Annotated in this window: 12 protein-coding genes; 7 read left to right on the top strand and 5 right to left on the bottom strand. The window is 34.5% G+C overall.

Annotated elements, in window-relative coordinates:
* Positions 1 to 60: 60 nt before the first annotated feature.
* Both QUF93_RS06830 and secA2 read right to left on the bottom strand, forming a co-directional pair.
* On the bottom strand, positions 61 to 942 hold the full coding sequence (locus QUF93_RS06830) for an accessory Sec system S-layer assembly protein (protein WP_289358248.1): 882 nt from the start codon (positions 940 to 942) through the stop codon (positions 61 to 63).
* 11 nt (positions 943 to 953) lie between these two features.
* Positions 954 to 3,323, bottom strand: coding sequence for an accessory Sec system translocase SecA2 (gene secA2, locus QUF93_RS06835; protein ID WP_289358249.1), 2,370 nt, complete (start codon positions 3,321 to 3,323; stop codon positions 954 to 956).
* Positions 3,324 to 3,592: 269 nt separating this feature from the next.
* Here secA2 and QUF93_RS06840 point away from each other — a divergent pair, with 269 nt between their 5' ends.
* The 4 genes from QUF93_RS06840 (at position 3,593) to QUF93_RS06855 (ending at position 12,864) form a co-directional block, all read left to right on the top strand.
* On the top strand, positions 3,593 to 5,113 hold the full coding sequence (locus tag QUF93_RS06840) for a putative polysaccharide biosynthesis protein (RefSeq protein WP_289358250.1): 1,521 nt from the start codon (positions 3,593 to 3,595) through the stop codon (positions 5,111 to 5,113).
* A 165-nt stretch (positions 5,114 to 5,278) separates the two neighbouring features.
* On the top strand, positions 5,279 to 6,382 hold the full coding sequence (gene csaB / locus QUF93_RS06845; RefSeq protein ID WP_289358251.1) for a polysaccharide pyruvyl transferase CsaB: 1,104 nt from the start codon (positions 5,279 to 5,281) through the stop codon (positions 6,380 to 6,382).
* Between the two features lie 743 nt (positions 6,383 to 7,125).
* Complete coding sequence (locus QUF93_RS06850; RefSeq protein WP_289358252.1) at positions 7,126 to 9,558, top strand: S-layer homology domain-containing protein; 2,433 nt, start codon at positions 7,126 to 7,128, stop codon at positions 9,556 to 9,558.
* 711 nt (positions 9,559 to 10,269) lie between these two features.
* Positions 10,270 to 12,864: an S-layer homology domain-containing protein gene (locus QUF93_RS06855; protein ID WP_289358253.1), complete on the top strand. Its 2,595-nt coding sequence runs from the start codon at positions 10,270 to 10,272 to the stop codon at positions 12,862 to 12,864.
* Between the two features lie 106 nt (positions 12,865 to 12,970).
* On the opposite strand, the gene patB1 is transcribed toward QUF93_RS06855, so the two are convergent.
* Positions 12,971 to 14,161: a secondary cell wall polysaccharide O-acetyltransferase PatB1 gene (patB1, locus tag QUF93_RS06860; protein WP_289358254.1), complete on the bottom strand. Its 1,191-nt coding sequence runs from the start codon at positions 14,159 to 14,161 to the stop codon at positions 12,971 to 12,973.
* A gap of 112 nt (positions 14,162 to 14,273) precedes the next feature.
* Positions 14,274 to 15,689, bottom strand: a complete 1,416-nt coding sequence (locus tag QUF93_RS06865; RefSeq protein WP_289375242.1) for an MBOAT family O-acyltransferase — start codon at positions 15,687 to 15,689, stop codon at positions 14,274 to 14,276.
* Positions 15,690 to 15,915: 226 nt separating this feature from the next.
* Here QUF93_RS06865 and QUF93_RS06870 point away from each other — a divergent pair, with 226 nt between their 5' ends.
* The 3 genes from QUF93_RS06870 to QUF93_RS06880 all read left to right on the top strand — a co-directional run bounded on the left by QUF93_RS06870 (position 15,916) and on the right by QUF93_RS06880 (position 18,865).
* Complete coding sequence (locus QUF93_RS06870) at positions 15,916 to 17,373, top strand: MBOAT family O-acyltransferase (protein WP_289358257.1); 1,458 nt, start codon at positions 15,916 to 15,918, stop codon at positions 17,371 to 17,373.
* Between the two features lie 9 nt (positions 17,374 to 17,382).
* The gene (locus QUF93_RS06875; RefSeq protein ID WP_289358258.1) at positions 17,383 to 18,414 is read left to right on the top strand and encodes a hypothetical protein; all 1,032 of its coding nucleotides are present in this window, start codon (positions 17,383 to 17,385) and stop codon (positions 18,412 to 18,414) included.
* Between the two features lie 127 nt (positions 18,415 to 18,541).
* A complete protein-coding gene (locus QUF93_RS06880; RefSeq protein ID WP_212934590.1) occupies positions 18,542 to 18,865 on the top strand; it encodes a putative quinol monooxygenase in 324 nt (107 codons plus the stop codon).
* A gap of 83 nt (positions 18,866 to 18,948) precedes the next feature.
* Here QUF93_RS06880 and QUF93_RS06885 read toward each other — a convergent pair whose 3' ends face one another.
* Positions 18,949 to 20,343: a secondary cell wall assembly protein WpaA gene (locus QUF93_RS06885; protein ID WP_289358259.1), complete on the bottom strand. Its 1,395-nt coding sequence runs from the start codon at positions 20,341 to 20,343 to the stop codon at positions 18,949 to 18,951.
* Between the last annotated feature and the right edge of the window lie 297 nt (positions 20,344 to 20,640).

The raw sequence follows: 20,640 nt of genomic DNA on the forward strand, positions 1-20,640 counted from the left end.
AAAAAAAGAGCCTATCCTAAAGGTGTGATGACCATCTTTTAGGATAGGCTTTTTTGTATATTAGTCTTGTGGTACAAATGCTTTCCAGCTAGATAAATCCATATTTTGTTTCAAGATGGATGAAGCAGGGAAAACAAATGACCACGGTTTTGTAGTATTCGCTTTAATTTCAAGATTCGGTAACGTGAAAGCACCTTTAACAACGACTTCTCCAGAAGCATCTTCAATATGAAGAGGAAGCTGTTCTAGTTGAATGTTATCTTTACAGCCATTACGAATTAGAAGTGTTGTATGTAAATCACCGTTCTCTTTCAATGCGGCTTGTAAACCTAGGAAGTTAATTTCACCGTCATTTGGAGGTGTTAAATTGTCTACAAAATTACGTAAAGCTTCTTTGCTTGCTTCAGGTAACTGTGCTTCCCAAGATGGATCTAAATCTAGTTGATGCTTAATTTCAAGTTCGAAAGCTAATTCCCAATCTGATTGAGATAGTTCAGCTTCAGTTATTGTTTCTTGCTCAAATGTAAATACGAACGGCATATTTACGTTTTCAGGAATATCGCCAAGAGCAGACAGGTTAAATGTTTTACGTGCGCAAAGCTTTTTATCTTTGTTTAATAGAAGTAATGTAACTTCTTCGAAAGAAATCGGTTTTGGGACACTGCTGCGAATAAATGCGGCTACATCGTATGCGCCATCCCGTTTTTCAATTTCAATTCCTGATAAGGAAATTTGATATTCTTGTAAACGTGGTAATTCTTTATGTAAGAATTGATAAATGTATTTTTGTTCTTGTGCTACGTCACCCCAGCTAGGATGGAAGTAAAGAACTGGCTTTACTGATTTATTTTGAGAAGTAGTTTCTTCTTGTCCAAATAATTGATTACTAGAAACAGTAGTATCTTTTCCTTTTTTCTTTGCCTTTTTCAGGAATGATAACATAAATTTTCACCTCATGATTGTACGTTTTCTGGAACTGCTAAATGTCTCGCGATATATCGGCACATTTCTTTTTCAAAATTACCGTAAGTGTATAAGAAAATATCCAAACCTTCTTTTTGATAAAGGCGAGTTGGATCTTCTTGTTGATATTGTCTTAAGCCAATACCTTCTTTCAAGTGAGTCATTGCATCTAAGTGATTTACCCAATTTTGATCTAGGAAGTGTAAACCAACGTAGCGCAGTGATTGTTGTAAATCCGCATGGTCATTTAATTCTTGTACACGCCCTAAATAGCTAGAAATTGTATCTTTTAAAACGATTTGTAAATCCTCAGGCGAATGTACGTCGTTCGCAGATAATAGTGGCAAAGTTTCAGCCGGTAAAATTTCTTTAATAGACGCTGTTAAACTAGCGAAATCCCATTCTTCAGGAAGCATTCCTTCGAAAAGGTGCTGCTTAGCAACTGCATCCACAGAGTGTTCAATCATTGGAATAATAAGCTCTATCATATTTGTTTCTTCTTTTAGAAGGTTGTTACGTAGTGTATATATAACATTACGTTGATCATTAATTACGTCATCTAATTTTAAATTATATTCACGCATTGAGAAATGACCACCTTCACAAATTAATTGTGTACGGTTGACGAAATCATGAACTTTAGACGTATGAATAAGTCCTGTATTGTCAGGTTTCAGTGATTTTATTAACTTTTCCACTTCTTCATGAGCAAAGCGCTTTAGCATCTCATCTTCTAAAGATAGGAAAAATTGAGAGCTTCCAGGATCTCCTTGGCGACCAGCTCGTCCTTTAAGTTGGTTATCAACGCGGCGAGATTCATGACGTTCTGTTCCAATTACATGTAATCCACCAAGGGCGTGGACACCTTCACCTAGTAAAATATCAGTACCTCGTCCTGCCATATTTGTAGCGATTGTAATTTGACCTTTTTGCCCAGCAGTTGCAATTAAGTCTGCTTCTTGCTCTGCACTTTTAGCGTTTAATAATTGATACTTTATGTTTGCTTCATCTAAGTAACGAGCAACAGTTTCAGATTGCAAGATAGACATCGTCCCAATTAAAATAGGGCGTCCTTGCTTATGCTGTTTTAGAACTTCTTCACGCACAGCTTTATATTTAGCATCAGCTGTTACATATACTACGTCATTTTTATCTTCACGAAGAATAGGACGGTTCGTTGGAATTGGAATAACTTCCATATTGTATACACGGTTGAATTCTTTTTCTTCCGTCTTTGCTGTACCTGTCATACCTGATAATGCCGGATACATTCGGAAGAAGTTTTGAATTGTAATAGAAGCTTGTGTTTGGTTTTCTTCTGTAATTTCTAAACCTTCCTTTGCTTCTAGTGCCTGATGTAAGCCGTCACTTAAAGAGCGACCATCCATAACACGTCCTGTGAAAATATCTACAAGTAGTATTTTTTCATCATGCACAATATAGTCAACGTCTAGTTGGAAAGCGACATTGGCACGTAATGATTGAATCATATAATGGTACAATGTTTGATGTTCTAAATCATATAAGTTATCGATATCAAATAAATCTTCTATTTTTGTAATACCGTCTTCTGTAAAACTAGCTGATTTCGATTCTGCATCGTATGTATAGTGAAGGGTATCTTGGAATGATTTAATAACTTTTGCACATAAATAATGCAAATCAGAGCTACCTGATTTCTTCCCAGCAATGATAAGTGGCGTTTTCGCCTCATCAATTAAAACGCTATCAATCTCATCGATAATAGCAAAGTGATAGGGGCGCTGAACTTGCTCATTTTTTGAAGCAGCCATATTATCGCGAAGATAGTCAAAGCCAAACTCTGTTCCAATACCGTATGTAATATCAGCTTCGTACGCAAGTTTCTTTTCAGAAGGATCGATTTGAGGAATATTTAATCCAACTTGTAAGCCGAGAAATTCATGGACTTGGCCAATTAACTCTTTATCACGCTTTGCTAAGTAATCGTTTACAGTAATAACATGAACGCCTTTTCCTTCAAGAGCACGTACATATGTTGGGAGAGAGGAAACTAATGTTTTTCCTTCACCAGTTGGCATCTCCGCAATATTACCTTCTAGTAATACAAGTCCTCCGATTAACTGTACATCGTAATGGCGTAATCCAAGCACACGTTTTGCGGCTTCGCGTACAACAGCGAATGCTTCTACTTTTATGTCATCAACTGTTTTACCATCTTTAAGCATACTTTTGAATGTGACAGTTTTGTGACGTAATTCTTCGTCAGGTAAATTAGACATTTGTTTTTCCAAATCATTAATTTCTTGAACGAGTTGTTCATATTTTTTTAGCTTTCTTTTTTGAGAATCTCCTAACAATTTCTTTACCGAATTCAGCATGTTGTAAACACTCCTCTTACTGACAATAGCTACATTATAGCACATGTTTATCTTGAACAAGTAGAAGTAGTAAATTGAAGAAAAAACTGGATAAAAAAAGATGTATATTGCACATATTATATTTAAAACATAAAAAGAAAGAGAGTATTCAATATATAAGAAATTTGGTATGATAACTAAATGAGATAAAGTGATGATTCTCAAGATGAATGAATAATAATGATTTAATATTTTATGTAGATTATATATTGAAAGAAAAGAGATAGAAGATGAATAAAAAGTTTGTAAAAGGCGCTGCGATTTTAACCGTTACAACGTTTATATCGAAAGTAGTGGGGAGTTTTTTTCAAATTCCATTGCAAAATATAGCAGGGGATGAAGTACTTGGGATTTTTCGCCTTGTTTTTCCTGTATATATGATAGCCTTAACTTTATCAGTAGCGGGAGTCCCGCTAGCAATATCACAGTTAATAGCTGATCTTCATGAAAAGAATGATCGTGACGGAATAGCTAAATTGTTTACATCCGCATCTATTATCGGTGTTATATTTGGGGTGCTCGGATTTTTAATTATTATCATTGGATCGAGTAGCATTGCAAATATGCTTGGTGGACAAGAGACGCGGCTAGCATTAATTGTTACTTCGTTTGCTTTATTAATCGCACCGTATATGGCAGTGTACCGTGGATATTTCCAAGGGTTCGGAGATATGATACCTACCGGTGTATCACAAGTAATTGAACAGTTGATTCGCGTATTCTTTATGCTAACAATTGCTTATATATTTGTATATTGGAATAAAGGTAGTGATATCATAACAGGCGGAGCGATGATTGGTTCTTGCTTTGGTGTTATTACGTCACTCATATATTTGCGAGTGAAATATGTGAAAAGCGCGTATCGCTATAAGAGTGAAACATATTCATTACAAGACTTTAAGAAAAACGCGAAAAACATACTCCGTGTTTCAATTCCTATTGCAATTGGAGCGTTATCGATGCCTGTTTTAAATTTAGTTGATTCTATAACAATTCCACATGTGTTACATGAATCTTCTACAACTATTCAGGAACAATTTGGTATATATAGCCGTGGTTTTGCATTTACGCAATTAATTGTTGTATTTGCAAGTGCGATAGTATTTCCGTTAATTCCATTATTAACAGCGGCTTTAACAAAAAAAGATATAGCTTTAGCTAAACTGACAGTAAAACGTACAAATGAGTTTGCGCACGTTTTAACAATGCCGATAACGATATGGCTTATGGCGCTTGCAGTACCGCTTAATGTTGCGTTATTTACAGATACAAAAGGAAGTGGCATGTTAGCTATTTTAATTGGTAGCTCGTATTTCACATCACTTATGGTATTATCGATAGGAATCTTGCAAGGGATTAATCGTTCGATGCAAGCAGCATGGATTGTCATCGGTGCAAGTTTTGTAAAAATTATATTAAATATAGCGCTAGTAAACCAATTCGGTATAAATGGAGCAGCGTATAGTACTCTAATTATTTATGTAATGATTTGTATCGCAAATCATATTTATATTAGAAAAGATCTTTCCTATCCAATAGCTATAGGGAAATTTTTGGCTGTAATTGGAGTATCTAGTATTTTAGGTATAGCATTATACTTTGTGTCTACATTAATCAATGTGACAGATTCCAGGATTCTAGCAATGATATATAGTGCTGTAGCGCTAAGTGTAGCTTCAGTATTATATGGCATATGTGCATTGAAACTAAACTGGATATCAAAAGAACAAATTCCATTTTTACGTAAATAAAATCGTTTATTATAGAAAATGAACAATATTATAAATGGGTATGACTTGTTATATGTTTGTGAAAGAAATCAATTTGAAGTTATCAAACCTTTCTCGGCAAGGAATGGATAACAATTTGTTTAATTACAAAAAGAGTTGATTGCGAAATGTTGGAGGAGATTAAGAGTGCGGTTAGTTTTATCAGGATATTATGGTTTTTATAATGTTGGGGACGAAGCAATTTTGCAATCAATTATTAAAGCGCTACATGAAGAGGATCCTACTCTTGAGCTTGTTGTACTTTCAAATGACCCCGACTATACAAGGAAAATGTACGGTGTAGAAGCAGTAAACCGCTGGGATATAAGAGCGATTTACCGAGAAATAAAGAAAAGTAATGGTTTAATTAGCGGAGGCGGAAGTCTCTTGCAAGATAAGACGAGTATTAAGAGTATTTTATACTATACGGGTATTATGCGGCTTGCCCGTTTTTTGAAAAAGCCGTATTATATTTACGCCCAAGGAATCGGACCTATTACGAAGAAGCAAAATCGTTTATTAGTGAAATGGCATGTATCAAAGGCTGAATATATATCAGTTCGTGATGAAGACTCTTTTTTGTACTTAAAAGAAATTGGTATTAAGAAAGACATCGAACTTGTTCCAGATCCAGTATTAGCTTGTCAGCCAGAAGAAAAGAAATCCGATTGGCTTCAAAAACATTCACTGCAAGGAAAAGTTGTTGCGGTTAGTGTAAGGTACTGGGATGCAAAAGAAGATTATATGAAGAAGTTAGCAGATACGCTGAAAAAGCTTAAGCAAGAGGGATACCATATTTTATTTGTACCGATGCATGGACCATTTGATCAAAATGCATCAAGGGATATCATTAATTTGATGGGAGAAGAAGCGCACATGCTCCCTTATAAAATGGATATTCATGAGAAAATCTCTATTTTATCACAATGCTCTCTTTTAATAGGAATGAGACTTCATGCTCTTATATTATCGGCAGTTGCAAACACGCCTATGATTGGAATTTCATATGATCCAAAGATCGATTCGTTTTTACAACAAGTAAATCAGCCGATTATTGGGAATGTTGATGGAGACTGGACGACAGAAACATTACATAGTATGGCGATTAAACAATTAGAGCAAACAGAATATGTACAGGAAACGTTAGGACAAAGGGTAGAGGAATTGCGAGAGCAAATTTCCATAGCGTCCAAATATATTATTAATGACTTACATGCAAAACAGTCTATAGAAAGAGGAATGGAATCTTAGTAGGAGAGGCCATTCCTCTTTTCATTCAATAATTGAGTAGAAAAAGAACAGGGATCGCTTGTTCTTTTTTTGTTATGTAAGTAAGAGTTTGAAAGAGAAGCGTATGAAAGAAAAAATAAAAGGTCGACAAAAAGTATAAAATGTAGAAAAATGTCGAAAAAAATAAAAGATTCAAGTTTTGTTTTTCCTGGATATGTATATTTTTAGTAGTGCTTAATCTTAAAATCTTAACATTAGTATATAAGGAATATTGATATAAGGCGTTTTATAGAAAAGATCATTGGATAACGAGGTGGATTTTGTTCAAAAAAATGAATTTAAGAATAATGTCGAAAAACACAGAAACATAGTGTCGATTAATGTCGTAATATCTTTATAGTTAAATATTAAAATTGCAAACGTTTTTCTGCTATAGTTGTAAATGGTTATATGAATATTGTTCAAACGTAGTTCTGACGCATTGTTTCGTACATTTAAAATATTCTGATTTTATAATTGGGTTATTTAAAATAAAAGTCGAAAAAAATAAACGTTAGAATTATGAAAATTCACTTTTTTGTCGAATTTAAGGATTTAAATTCGGATAAAAATGGTGTATTATGTGTATTGTTCTATATTGTGGAATCATTCCTATATATAGGATCTTAACTACATTTATATTTACTAGTTTCAACATTAAATAGAATATCTATTTAAAACATTATGGAACTAGTATTACATTCCTGAAGGAGGAAATATATAAAATGGCAAAGACTAACTCTTACAAAAAATTAATCGCTGGTACAATGACAGCAGCAATGGTAGCAGGTGTTGTATCTCCAGTAGCAGCAGCAGGTAAAACATTCCCAGACGTTCCAGCTAAATTCTGGGCAGAAGATTCTATTAACTACTTAGTAGAAAAAGGCGCAGTTAAAGGTACTGACACAGGACTATTCGAGCCTGGAAAAGAAATCACTCGTGCAGAAGCAGCTACAATGATGGCTCAAATCTTAAACTTACCAATCGAAGAGAACGCTAAACCATCTTACCCTGACGCTCAAGAAGGCTGGGCTGTAAAATACATCGCAGCTGTAGAAAAAGCTGGTGTAGTTAAAGGTAAAGATAACGGCAAATTCGATCCTAACGGAAAAATCGACCGCGTTTCAATGGCATCTATGCTTGTAGAAGCTTACAAATTAGACACTAAAGTAACTGGTACTCCAGAAACTAAATTCCCAGATTTAGAAAAAACATGGGGTAAAGCGAAAGCTAACATCCTAGTTGAATTAGGAATTTCTGCAGGTACTACACCAACAACTTGGGAGCCTGAAAAAACTGTAACTAAAGCAGAAGCAGCTCAATTCATTGCTATGACTGACAAGCAGTTCGGACAAAAAGCAGAAGCTAAAGTTGAGTCTATTAAAGCAATCAACGCTAAAGAGATCGAAGTTAAATTCGGTGCTGAAGTTAAAGATGTGACTGCTGCAAACTTTGCAATTTCACAAGAGGGCATGACATTTGATGCTCCAAAACTAAGTAAAGATAAAAAATCTGTAATCTTAACAGTAGCTGGAGACAAAAAACTTGAGAACAAAGAAGCTTACGTTTTAACTGTTCAAAATGTTAAAACTGTTGACGGTAAAGATGTTCCAAAAAAATATGAAGTTATCTTCTTTAACGATGAAGTAGCTCCAACTGTATCTACAGTATCTACTCCAGATGGAGATGTTAAAGTTGTATTCAGTGAAAAATTAAGCGCAGCTGAAGTTACTGTTGTTATTAACGGTAAAGAATTCAAAGCTATGCCTGTAGACAATACAGTTACAGTATCAAAAGCTGCAGTTAAAGATCTAGTTAAAAACGGCGAAGAATTTAGCGTAATTGTAAATGGTGCTAAAGATTTCTCTAATAATGCAATGTCTATGTACCAAGGTAAAGCGACATACAAAGTAGAAAAAGATACTACTGCACCTGAAGTAAAAGAAGTAAAAGTAACTGATATTGCTGCAGATGAAAAAGTAACTTTAGAAGCAACATTCTCTGAAGAACTTGCAGCTTTAAATACAATCACTGTCAAAAAAGGTGAAAAAACTCTTCCTGTAGTGATCAATGAAAATGCTGATAAAACAAAAGCTACATTCACAGTTGACGGAGCGTTCGAGAAAAATGAAAATACAGCTAACTTGTCTGTAGAATTTGTTGGACATAAAGACGCTGCAGGTAACGTTGGAACAAAAACAACAAAAACTGTTCAAGTTTCAAAAGATGTAGTAGCACCTAAATTTACTAAAGTTGAAACTGATGGATTAAATGCTAAATTAGTATTTGACAAAAAAGTTAACACAGTAGATGCAAAACAATTACGTGCTATCAATCTTGATACAAGTAAAGAAGTAACTGTTGAAGCAGTGAAAAATCCTGCAAATGAAAAAGAAGTAACTTTAACGTTCCCTGAAAAAGGAAACTATCAATTATTTGTTAATAAAGGATTTGCAGTAGATACTTCTGGTAACAAATCGGCTGCGTTTGATACAACTGCTAAAGTTGCAGAAAAAGATGTAGTGGGTAAAGAAGCTCCAACAGCAACAGCAGCATTTAATGCTAACAAAATTACAGTTGACTTTAGTAAAGCAGTTAAAGGTGGCCAAGGTGCAACTTCAGCATCTAACGTAAATAACTACACGTTAGATGGTAAAAAATTACCAGAAGGTACAATTATTGTATTAGATGAAACTGGTAAAAAAGCAACAATTGAGTTACCAGCATCAACTAAATTCGATGCAACAAAAACTGTTGTATTCACAGTAGCAAACGTTGAAAGTACTGATAATGTTAAAATCAAGAATACTGAGTTACTAGTTAAAGTTCTTGATAATACAGCTCCTGTATTCCAATCAGCTAAAATTACAAGCGTAGATAACAAAGAGATTACTCTTACATTCTCTGAGGCTGTAAAAGTTGATACAAATGATTTCGTACTTGATTTAAATGGTGCACCATTAACTGTAGCAGTTAAAGAAGAAGGCAAAGTAGCTAAAGACGTAGTTCTAAAAGTTACTAGCGATGTTAACTTAGGTAATGGTACAGTAACAGTTCAAGCTAAACAAGGTGCAGAGAATACTCCTCACGTATTCACAACTGCTGACCAAGCAGGCAACAAACTTGTTGATTTCAAATCAGTAACAGCAGCAAAATAATTGAAATTTATTTCAATAGAAAGAGTCCACATTATGTGGGCTCTTTTTTTTATGGTTTAATTTTTATATAAAACGATCTCTAAAAACAGATTATATTTTGAAGATTAATAGTTAGTTTTATTGAGAAATAAAATGACAACGTTTTCAAAAATAGAAAAACACCCTATTAATATGTAAATGTTTTGTAAATTCACACCTTTTTTCGTTAAAAAAACATTCGAAAAGAAGAAGAAAATGTCGAATTAATGTATTTTAAGTCGAAAATAGTCTGATAATTGTATTTATTGTAAAAAATATTTAAGTGATGAAGTGGAAATATGTGCTATAATTCCAATTGTGTATTCGATATGAAAATATACGAAGCGCAGTGAGAGTAGTTTATAGGAAAACAGTTTGTTCATTACTATATTCGAGTATTATTAATATCCTAATAATACGATTAAAAGACTGAATTATCAGAATGTGTCGAATCTTCTTTTGAGAAAGTTCTTGATAAAGAATAGTTTTGTATAGTATGATGAACTTGTTTCAAAAAATGGTATTTAAACCTTATATTTACATTTAACGGTTTGTATCATTTTATTATGTGAACTACTTTCCGCATGATATTTTGTATTTTTATTGTTTTATGGCTTTTTTAACTAACTAGTTTTCAAATTACATATGATATGAAACTAGTAGCACATAGTCCTGAAGGAGGAAAATAATAAAATGGCAAAGACTAACTCTTACAAAAAAGTAATCGCAGGTACAATGACAGCAGCAATGGTAGCAGGAGTTGTATCTCCAGTAGCAGCAGCGGGTAAATCATTCCCAGACGTTCCAGCTGATCATTGGGCATTAGATTCTATTAACTACTTAGTAGATAAAGGTGCAATCAAAGGTAAGCCAGACGGTACATATGGCCCAAATGAAGCAATTGATCGTGCTTCTGCAGCTGCAATTTTCGCTCAAATTTTAGGCTTAAAAGTTGATGAAAACGCTAAACCTTCTTTCAAAGATGCTAAAGATTCATGGGCAGCTAAATATATTGCAGCAGTTGAAAAAGCTGGTATCGTTAAAGGTGATGGAAAAGAAAACTTCTATCCAAGTGGCAAAATCGATCGTGCTTCTTTCGCTTCTATGTTAGTAAGTGCTTATAACTTAAAAGATAAAGTTAACGGCGAGTTAGTTACAACATTTGATGATTTAAGAGATACTTGGGGTGAAGAAAAAGCAAACATCTTAATTAATCTTGGAATCTCTGTAGGTACTGGCGACAAATGGGAGCCAACTAAATCTGTATCTCGTGCAGAAGCAGCTCAATTTATCGCATTAACTGATAAAAAATATGCAAAACCAGATAGCACTCTTGCAAATGTAACAGATGTGAAAATCTCTGAACCTACAAAATTAACATTAACAGGAACTGGTTTAAACAACCTTTCTGCTGATGATGTAACTCTTGAAGGTGACAAAGCACGTGCAATCGAAGTGAACGCTGACGGTACATCTGCAACTGTAACACTTGGTGGTAAAGTTGCTCCAAATAAAAATCTTACTGTAAAAGTAAAAGATCAATCATTCGTAACGAAATTCGTATACGAAGTTAAAAAATTAGCTGTTGAAAAACTTACATTTGATGACGATCGTGCTGGTCAAGCAGTTGCTTTCAAATTAAACGATGAAAAAGGTAACGCTGATGTTGAGTACTTAAACTTAGCAGACCATGACGTTAAATTTGTAGCAAATAACTTAGACGGTACAGAAGCAAACATCTTTGAAGGTGGCACAGCTACTTCTGATACAGGTAAACTAGCTGTTGGCATTTCAGAAGGTGACTACAAAGTAGAAGTACAAGTTACAAAACGTGGTGGTTTAACAGTTTCTAACACTGGTATTATTACAGTGAAAAACCTTGATACACCAGCTTCTGCAATTAAAAATACTGTATTTGCGGTAGATGCTGATACTGATGGTACTGTAAACTATGGTAGCAAACTTTCTGGTAAAGACTTTGCTTTAAATAGCCAAAACTTAGTTGTTGGTGAAAAAGCAGCTCTTAATAAATTAGTTGCTACAATTGCTGGAGAAGATAAAGTAGTTGATAAAGACGCAATTAGCATTAAATCTTCAAACCACGGTATTATCTCTGTAAATAACAACAAAATTATTACTGCTGAGGCGGCTGGTGAAGCTACACTTACTATTAAAGTGGGCGATGTAACGAAAGACGTTAAATTTAAAGTAACTACTGATTCTCGTAAATTAGTATCAGTAAAAGCTAACCCAGACAAATTACAAGTTGTTCAAAATAAAAAATTACCTGTTACATTCGTAACAACTGACCAATATGGCGATCCATTTGGTGCTGATACAAATGCAATTAAAGAAGTTCTTCCAAAAACAGGTGTAGTTGCAGAAGGTGGATTAGATGTAGTAACAACTGACGCTGGTTCAGTTGGTACGAAAACATTTGAAGTTACAGGTAACGAAGTTGGCGAAGGTACAGTTCACTTCCAAAACGGTAATGGTGCTACTTTAGGCTCATTATATGTGAACGTAACAGAAGGTAACGTTGCATTCAAAAACTTTGAGCTTGTATCTAAAGTAGGTCAATACGGTGAGTCACCTGATACAAAACTTGACTTAAATGTTTCTAGCACAGTTGAATATCAATTATCTAAGTACACTTCAGAGCGCGTATACTCTGATCCTGAAAACTTAGAAGGCTATAAAGTTGAGTCTAAAAACCCAGCAGTAGCTACAGCGAAAATTGTTGGAGATAAAGTTGTTGTAACTGGTAACGCACCAGGTAAAGTTGATATCCACTTAACGAAAAATGGTGCAACTGCTGGTAAAGCGACAATCGAAATCGTTCAAGAAACAATCGCTATTAAATCTGTAAACTTCAAACCAGTTCAAACAGAAAACTTCGTTGAGAAGAAAATCAACATCGGTACTGTATTAGAACTTGAGAAGAGTAACGATGATGATATCGTAAAAGGTATTAGCTTAACGAAAGAAACACAACATAAAGTACGTGTTGTAAAAGCTGTTGGTGCAGAGCAAGGTAAACTTTACTTAGATAGAGACGGCAATGCTGTATTTAGCGCTGGCGATGTAAAACTTGGTGATGTAACAGTAGCTCAAACAAGTGATTCTGCACTTCCAAACTTCAAGGCAGACCTTTACGATACTTTAACTACTAAGTACACTGACAAAGGTACATTAGTATTCAAAGTATTAAAAGATAAAAATGTTATTACAAGCGAAATCGGTTCACAAGCTGTACACGTGAACGTGCTTAACAACCCAAATCTATAAGTCGATTATAGATAAAGTGAAAAATCAGTGGGGATTCATCCTCACTGATTTTTTTATTATCTATTTAATAGAAAGAAGCCTCTTGTAAGTTTACAAGAGGCTTCTTTTATTTTTTAAACTTAAACATCTCACCACTCAAATTCGAATCACTATACACGAACAATACCATGTTAATATTGTTGTCTTTAATGTATTGATATACATCCTTTTCGTGATAGTGGCGAAGATCAAGGATGGATGTGTGTTTGAAGTTTTGTGCTAAATGAGGCACGATTGCGTTTGCGAATGAGTCTTTTAGGACTAAAGCTCGTACATCATTTGGTGCATTGTTGTTCTCGATGACGATTTCTGGATAGTCGTTTGTGTAATAGCCTGCGTATGATGTTGTGTCATTTTGTTTTTCTACGCCATATAGTTCATCTAATGTGCGATATACAGTGCCATTTACATCTTTTGCGGCTACGCTCGTAAAGTTGAAACCGTCTTTCGGTGTGTAGTAGCATAGTTTTTCTCCAGTTGCATCGATTAGTTGGTATAGCTGGTTGTTAAAGCTTCCGACTAGATGTTTATTTGGGGCGCACGTACGAGTATAATCTTCTTTTTTTATTTCTTTTCCTTTATATATAGAAGATTGTTGCGCGATTGTGTTCATTATATATTGATAGCCTAAGAAGGCACCATCCATATTCCAGTGATGGTCTGTTTTGAAGTACATACTTTGTATTTCTTCATTTGTATAGTTTTTCTTGAAATGTTCCATGAGCTTAATTGGCTTTACGTCCGCTGGAAGTTTATTTAGAAAATAATTTAAATTTTCCTGTGCATATGTGTGAATATGAGAAGGTAATTTAAATGATAATGCATTCGTTTTGGACGGTGGTAAGGCAAAGTAAAACTCAATATTTTGTTCTTTTAAAAACTGAGATAAGTCGTTTACAGCTGGCATTGATTGATCGATTTCATTATATTTTGTAGTCCAAGCTGGGTTTTTTAGAAGCCATTTATCATCAGTTAGAATAATATCGTTAATGAGCGATTTGTCCATTTTAATTTGGGCAAGTGTATAGATTTTAATGAGCTCATCTCTGCCGATTAATTGATCGTTTGTATATGTCTCAAAGTCTTTAAAGAAGCTACCATTTAAGACAGCTTCTTTTGTAAGAGCTGGTTTTTGAGCGAGCGGACGATTTTCAACGGGTGAAACTGCTCGGTCAGTTTTGAGAAGTGATAATATGCCAAATGAAAAGATAATGGTGAGAAAACCGATAAGTAGGACGATGTTCCCCAATTTTTTCATAATAACGTTTCCTTCCTATATAAAGTGAAACTTTAATCGGTAGGGGTTTTGTTCATCCCCCACTGATTATCAGCCTTAACCAATTGGGCTGCCCGGCAAATAGCGGGATAAGTTAAAACCTAAAGTAAATAAATGGATTATACGTCGAATTGATTAAATACATAATCGAAACCGTAAATAATGTTAGTAATAATATAGGACGTACAACTTGCATCCCGAACGTATACATTTTTGGCGCAAGTTCTAATATGTTTTTAATACGTTTTAAAATTGGTGTCGCTGCGATAAAGGCAATGATAAATATGACAATGTATTCATGTATATATAGCATTGTGTTATCATCGATGAAAGATTGCCCCCCTATGCCAAACATCGCTTTTAAATATTGGAACGAGTATGCGAAGTTATCAGCTCGGAAGAAGACCCAACCAATCATAACGATGATTAGTACATATGCATGTTGCAGCGGCTTACATAGCTTATTTAATATTTTTTCGAATCCTGCTTTTTCAATCGAGATAATAAAGCCATAATATAATCCCCAGGTGATAAATGTCCAGCTTGCTCCGTGCCATAAACCGGTTAATCCCCATACGATGAAGAGGTTACGGTAATTTGCTAGTTTGGAAACACGGTTTCCGCCAAGCGGAATGTATATATAGTCGCGGAACCAAGAGCCTAGTGTAATATGCCATCTTCTCCAAAATTCTGAAATGGATTTCGAGATGTACGGATAATTGAAGTTTTTCGGGAAATCAAATCCGAACATTTTTCCAAGTCCAATTGCCATATCAGAGTATCCCGAGAAATCGAAATAGATTTGAAGTGTATAGGCGATAATACCGATCCAAGCTGTTCCAACACTCATTTCAGACGGCGGTAAGGCGAAGATTTTATCTGCGACAAACCCAGTTTGGTTGGCGATTAATATTTTTTTCGATAGTCCTAAAACGAAAATTTGGATACCTTCTGTAAATCGTTCAAAAGAATGGATACGCGTTTTAATTTGCTCAGCAACGATATTGTAACGAACGATTGGTCCGGCAATAAGTTGCGGGAAAATTGATATATATAACGCTAAGTTAAGTGGATTCTTTTGAACTGCACCATCTTTACGGTATATATCGATGACGTATGACATCGCTTGGAACGTATAGAATGAAATTCCAATTGGTAGTGGAATAGGTTCCACATGAATAGATAAGTGTAATAGCTGATTCAAAATATCTGTGAAAAAGGAAATATATTTAAAATAAGAAAGTAATAAAATATTTCCGACCACAGCCATAATTAAAAATGTGACTTTCATATTTTTTCGTTTATCATAATGATGCACCAGTAGGCCGAAGCAGTAGTTTAATACAATTGAAAAGAGCATTAAAAGAACGAATCGTGGTTCTCCCCATGCATAGAAAATTAAACTAAATGCAAGTAATACGAAATTACGAAGCTCGGCACGCACTATAAAATAGAAAAATAATACGAGAGGTAAAAAGATAAACAAGAAAATAGAACTACTAAATACCAAAGAACTCTCCTCACTTTTTCAAAAATACATTTCGTGCAAAAAACCGACATTTCTATTATATATTTTTTTGTATAAAAGCGCCTTTAATATTTTATCATGTTAATAATTCGATTGAAATGATTATCATATATAATAGAAGAAAAGGGGAGCGGAATCCTTTTGACACTCGCTATTTGGATAAGATAAGATGAATAAGGTGTGATTTGTTTAGAAGGGAAGAGATGGTGTGTTATTTAACTCATTTGAGTTTATTTTTTTATTTTTACCGATAGCATTTCTTTTATATTTTCTATTAAATAAATTTGGACATGCTACATTAGCGAAAGCTTGGCTCGTTGCGGCCTCTTTATTTTTCTATAGTTATTGGAATGTGAAATATTTACCGCTTATGTTAGTGTCGCTCATTGTAAACTACTTTATCGGAATGAGGCTCGTAAAACATAAGAGTAAATTTCTTTTAACAGTAGGGTTAATATTTAATATAGGAATGCTTAGTTATTTTAAGTATTATGATTTCTTCTTACAAAATGTGAATTCATTATTCGGAACTCATTTTACATTATTATCTTTAACGTTACCACTTGCGATTAGTTTCTATACGTTTCAAAAGATCGCATTTTTAGTAGATACGTATCGCGGGGAAACGAAGGCATGTCATTTTCTTGATTACGCATTGTTTGTAACGTTTTTCCCACAGCTTATTGCAGGGCCGATTGTACATCATGCGCAAATTATGCCGCAGTTTGCTGATGATAGTAAAAAGCGCTGGCAATCGAAGTATATCATTCTTGGTATATTCGTATTTGCAGTTGGTATTTTCAAAAAGGTTGGTATTGCAGATGTATTATCACCCCTTGTACATGAAGGGTTTGATGTGCAGCAATCATTAACATTCGTCGAAGCATGGCTTTCGTCATTAGCGTTTACGTTCCAATTGTATTTTGATTTTAGTGGATATAGTGATATGGCAATTGGAATCGCTTTAATGTTTAATATTAAATTACCTCAAAACTTTAATTCACCGTATAAAGCAGTGAATATACAAGATTTTTGGCATCGTTGGCATATGACGCTTAGCCAGTTTTTAACGAAGTACGTATACATTTCTCTAGGAGGAAATCGAAAAGGAATTACGCGTACATACGTGAATATTATGATTGTATTTTTAATAAGTGGACTTTGGCATGGAGCTGGTTGGACATTTATTTTTTGGGGATTCTTGCATGGTTTAGCTTCTGTTATTCATCGCTTATGGAGTAAAGCAGGAGGGCGTATGCCAGCCTTTGCTGGTTGGCTCGTTACGTTTTTCTTCATTAATATAACGTGGGTATTCTTTAGGGCAACATCTATGCATGATGCGGTGAAAGTGTTGAAAGGAATGTTCGGACTAAATGGAATCGAATTAGCAAATAGTGTATTCCCAGCATTTATAATAGAGAAGCTGCAATTTTTAAAAGAGTACGGTGTTTCATTTACAGAAGCGTACCATGTCTCTTTATTAGATCCGAAAATGGTAGCGTATATTTTCGGGGCGTTATGTATTAGTTTCTTCTTAAAAAATTCAATTCAGTTAAAAGATTCATTCCGTCCGAATGTATGGACTGCGTTATTTACTGCAGTATTGCTCGTATATAGCGTGTTACATTTAACGAGTATTAGTGAGTTTTTATACTTTAATTTCTAGGTGGAGAATATGAAAAACAAACATTGGCTTATTTTCGTTTTTGTATGTGTTTTTGTTCCTCTGGCAGGTGTCGGGATATTTAATAGCTATATAGATTCTCTTTGGTTATTCCCGCATAAAAACAAGTGGAATGATGTTCAGTACGGGTTTAACGAGAGACAACAGAAAACGAATTATATAACATACCGTCCGTTTACATATGATGGAGTTATACTTGGAAGTAGTAGAACGACTTTTATTAACGAGAATGATTTCACCGGGTTAAACGCATTTAATTATGCGGTAAGCAGTACAGACCCGCGTGAATATGATGCATATATTGAATATGCAAAAGAACAAAAAGGTAGTGAATTATCTTCTATTGTACTTGGTTTAGATTTCCTTGGAACGAACAAAAATAGGGAAATTGGTTTTGATAAACCAGAAGTGTATATTAATCAGGCGCAAAGTTTATTGTATCCGATTAAATCGTATGTAAGCATGGACGGGATTACTTATTCAAAGAATACAATTGCAAATTCCACTCATCATAGTACGAATCTTGACCGGTACAATCGAGAGAATATAAAATCGATGCGTGATTATACGAAAGAAGAACGTGATGCGCAAGTAGCAGCGCAAGTAGATAAATTTAGTAAAGAGATTTATGGCGGGAATTATGAGTATCAAAATATGAAAGAAATATTAGGAACAGTAAAGGCTCATAATCCGAATACGAAGTTTTATATTTTTACAACGCCTGTTTCAGAGCCTCTGTTCCGCACGATGATTCAATCAGGGCGATGGGAAGATTATAAAAGATGGCTTCATGACGCTGTAGATGTATTTGGAGAAGTGCACCATTTCATGTATCTTAATTCCGTTACAACGAATTTAGATAACTATATGGATGGGCATCATTTCAGACCGGAAATTGGAAAGTTGATTGCGCATAAAGTTGTGAATGAAGAAGATAGCAATGTCCCGAAAGACTTCGGTATTGTCATTACGAAGGATAATATTGATGAGGTGTTGGAGGAGATTCATGCATCTTTTCAATAGAAAGAAATAGTTTTGCTTCAGAGACCGAAACATAATGTGATTCGGTCTTTTTTTACAGGAAACATACATATTGACGTAGAAATATTAGTTTGGGTAAGGGGAGTGGCATAATTAAGGAGGAGAAAAAATGAGTAACTTCGGGTTGTATGGAAAATTCACTGTAGAAGAAAGTAATCGAGATGTATTAGCGGATATTTTGTTAGAGGCAGCGGAATCGATGAAGTCATTGGACACGTGTGAGGTGTATATTGTAAGTACTTCTGATGATGAACCGAATGCTGTATATGTTTTTGAGGTATGGGATAGCGAAGGTGCGCACCAGGCATCTTTAACTTTAGAGTCTACGCAAAATTTAATTAAACGAGCAAAACCACTTATTACTGGAGCAGAAAGAATTAGTACTTTGAATACTAGAGGTGGTAAGGGAGTGTTAGGACAAAAAAACGCTTAGAGAATTATTTCTCTAAGCGTTTTTTTATTCATTTATCCCGATGGTGGGGGATGAACAAAAGCCCCACTGAATAAGGTTTCACGTTATTCCGCCTCTAAATCAACAATTAAGTAAGCGAGTATAACAGCGAAGAAAATACTAACGGACGGCGCTGTTAATACGTGGCCGGACATAAAGCCGATTCCAAGTGATAGTACAACGGTGCTAGCTAATAGCATATATTTCACAGTTAATATTTTCTTGAAGTTTGTTATGATGCGAATGAATAATTTAATACCGAAGTATAGAAGCGGTATTAAGTAAATAAGGAAACCGACGATTCCGAATGCAAAGAATAGGTCGTGGAAGTCCATTTCGATTAATTTAATTTTAACTGTATAGTTACCAGCATAGCCCATTCCGAATAATTTTTGTGATAGTGGTGCGTCTTTATAGTATTGTTTGTATACTTTTAAAAACTTATCGCGATCACTGTAAATTAAACTTTTGACCTCGGAGTCTGTTAGCTCACCTTTTGCATGTTTTTTCTCTTCGTCCGGATCTTCTTTAATTACTTTTCCTTCTTTTCTATCCTTTTCTTCTTGTACTGATTTTTTGTATTCGTATATTTGCATGTGGATGCCCATATTTTTTGCAATAGGAGTATGTGGTGTAAGTGCAATTAAACCTCCTAGTACAATAGCGACAACAACTGTATTTACGAGATATGTGAATCCTTTTCCTTCTTTTTTGCGATGAATCATATATTCAATGAATGAGAATAAAAGTGCCACGCCAAGCGTTAGAACAATTGCACCATATCCTACTTTCGTTCCGACCATAATACTTGCATACATCGCAAGTATTGTTGGAATCCAGTAATAGATTTTCGAGAAAGAAGTTGTTTTATGAATCGAATACAACACAACGATTGGGAACATAATTGCAAAAATAGAACTTAAATCATTTCCAGCAAAGAACCAACCTCTTGAACCAATCTTTGAGTGAGGGTAGCTTGGAAAATCTGTACCAGTTTGCATTGCAACAATCAGTGTGATGCTTAAAATTAAAGTTGCATATAAGAAATATGTAATGATTTTATGAAACGTATATTCTTTATTGTTTAACTCTTTAAAGGCGATAATATATCCAAACAGTAGTACAATTGGATATACGCTCTTTAAAATAAACTTCACTTCTTCGCCAAATGAAACTGGAGATTTAATCATCATATTATTTGCAAGACCAATTGCTAGTACGATCCCGAGTAGGCATAAATAGAGAATGTACTTTTTCGCCCCAGGTTGTTCTCTGTGAAGAAGTAGATAACCTAATGCAAGAAGCATAAAGGCGAAACGGACTACGATTCCAACTGTTGCGCTCATGTGTAATACATAGATTGAAAAAGACGTTAATAAATCTAAAATTGGTTGAAACACAATGAATAGCAATAGGAAATGCGGGAAGTAGTTATCCGTTTGTTTCAACTTATTAACCATATATTCCTCCATTTCTTCATTCCTTTAGTTCAATACCCAAGAGATGGGGATAAAAGCCTTATTTACATAATAAGGCGAATGAATTTCAATATTTATTTTTTTGCATCAAACTTAAGAATACACCATTTTATTGCAATGGTAAATAGACGAAAAGCAATGATAAACCGACTTTAATTTCTATATTTTTTAACGAAATTGTATGTTTTATACGGAGATATATACAAATTACGAGAAAATTAGACAGAAAATTGAGAAAAAAGAAGGATTTTTAACATGCTTTCTATAATTATATAAGTA

It is taken from the genome of Bacillus hominis, assembly GCF_030348325.1.
GTDB classification, from domain to species: domain Bacteria; phylum Bacillota; class Bacilli; order Bacillales; family Bacillaceae_G; genus Bacillus_A; species Bacillus_A hominis.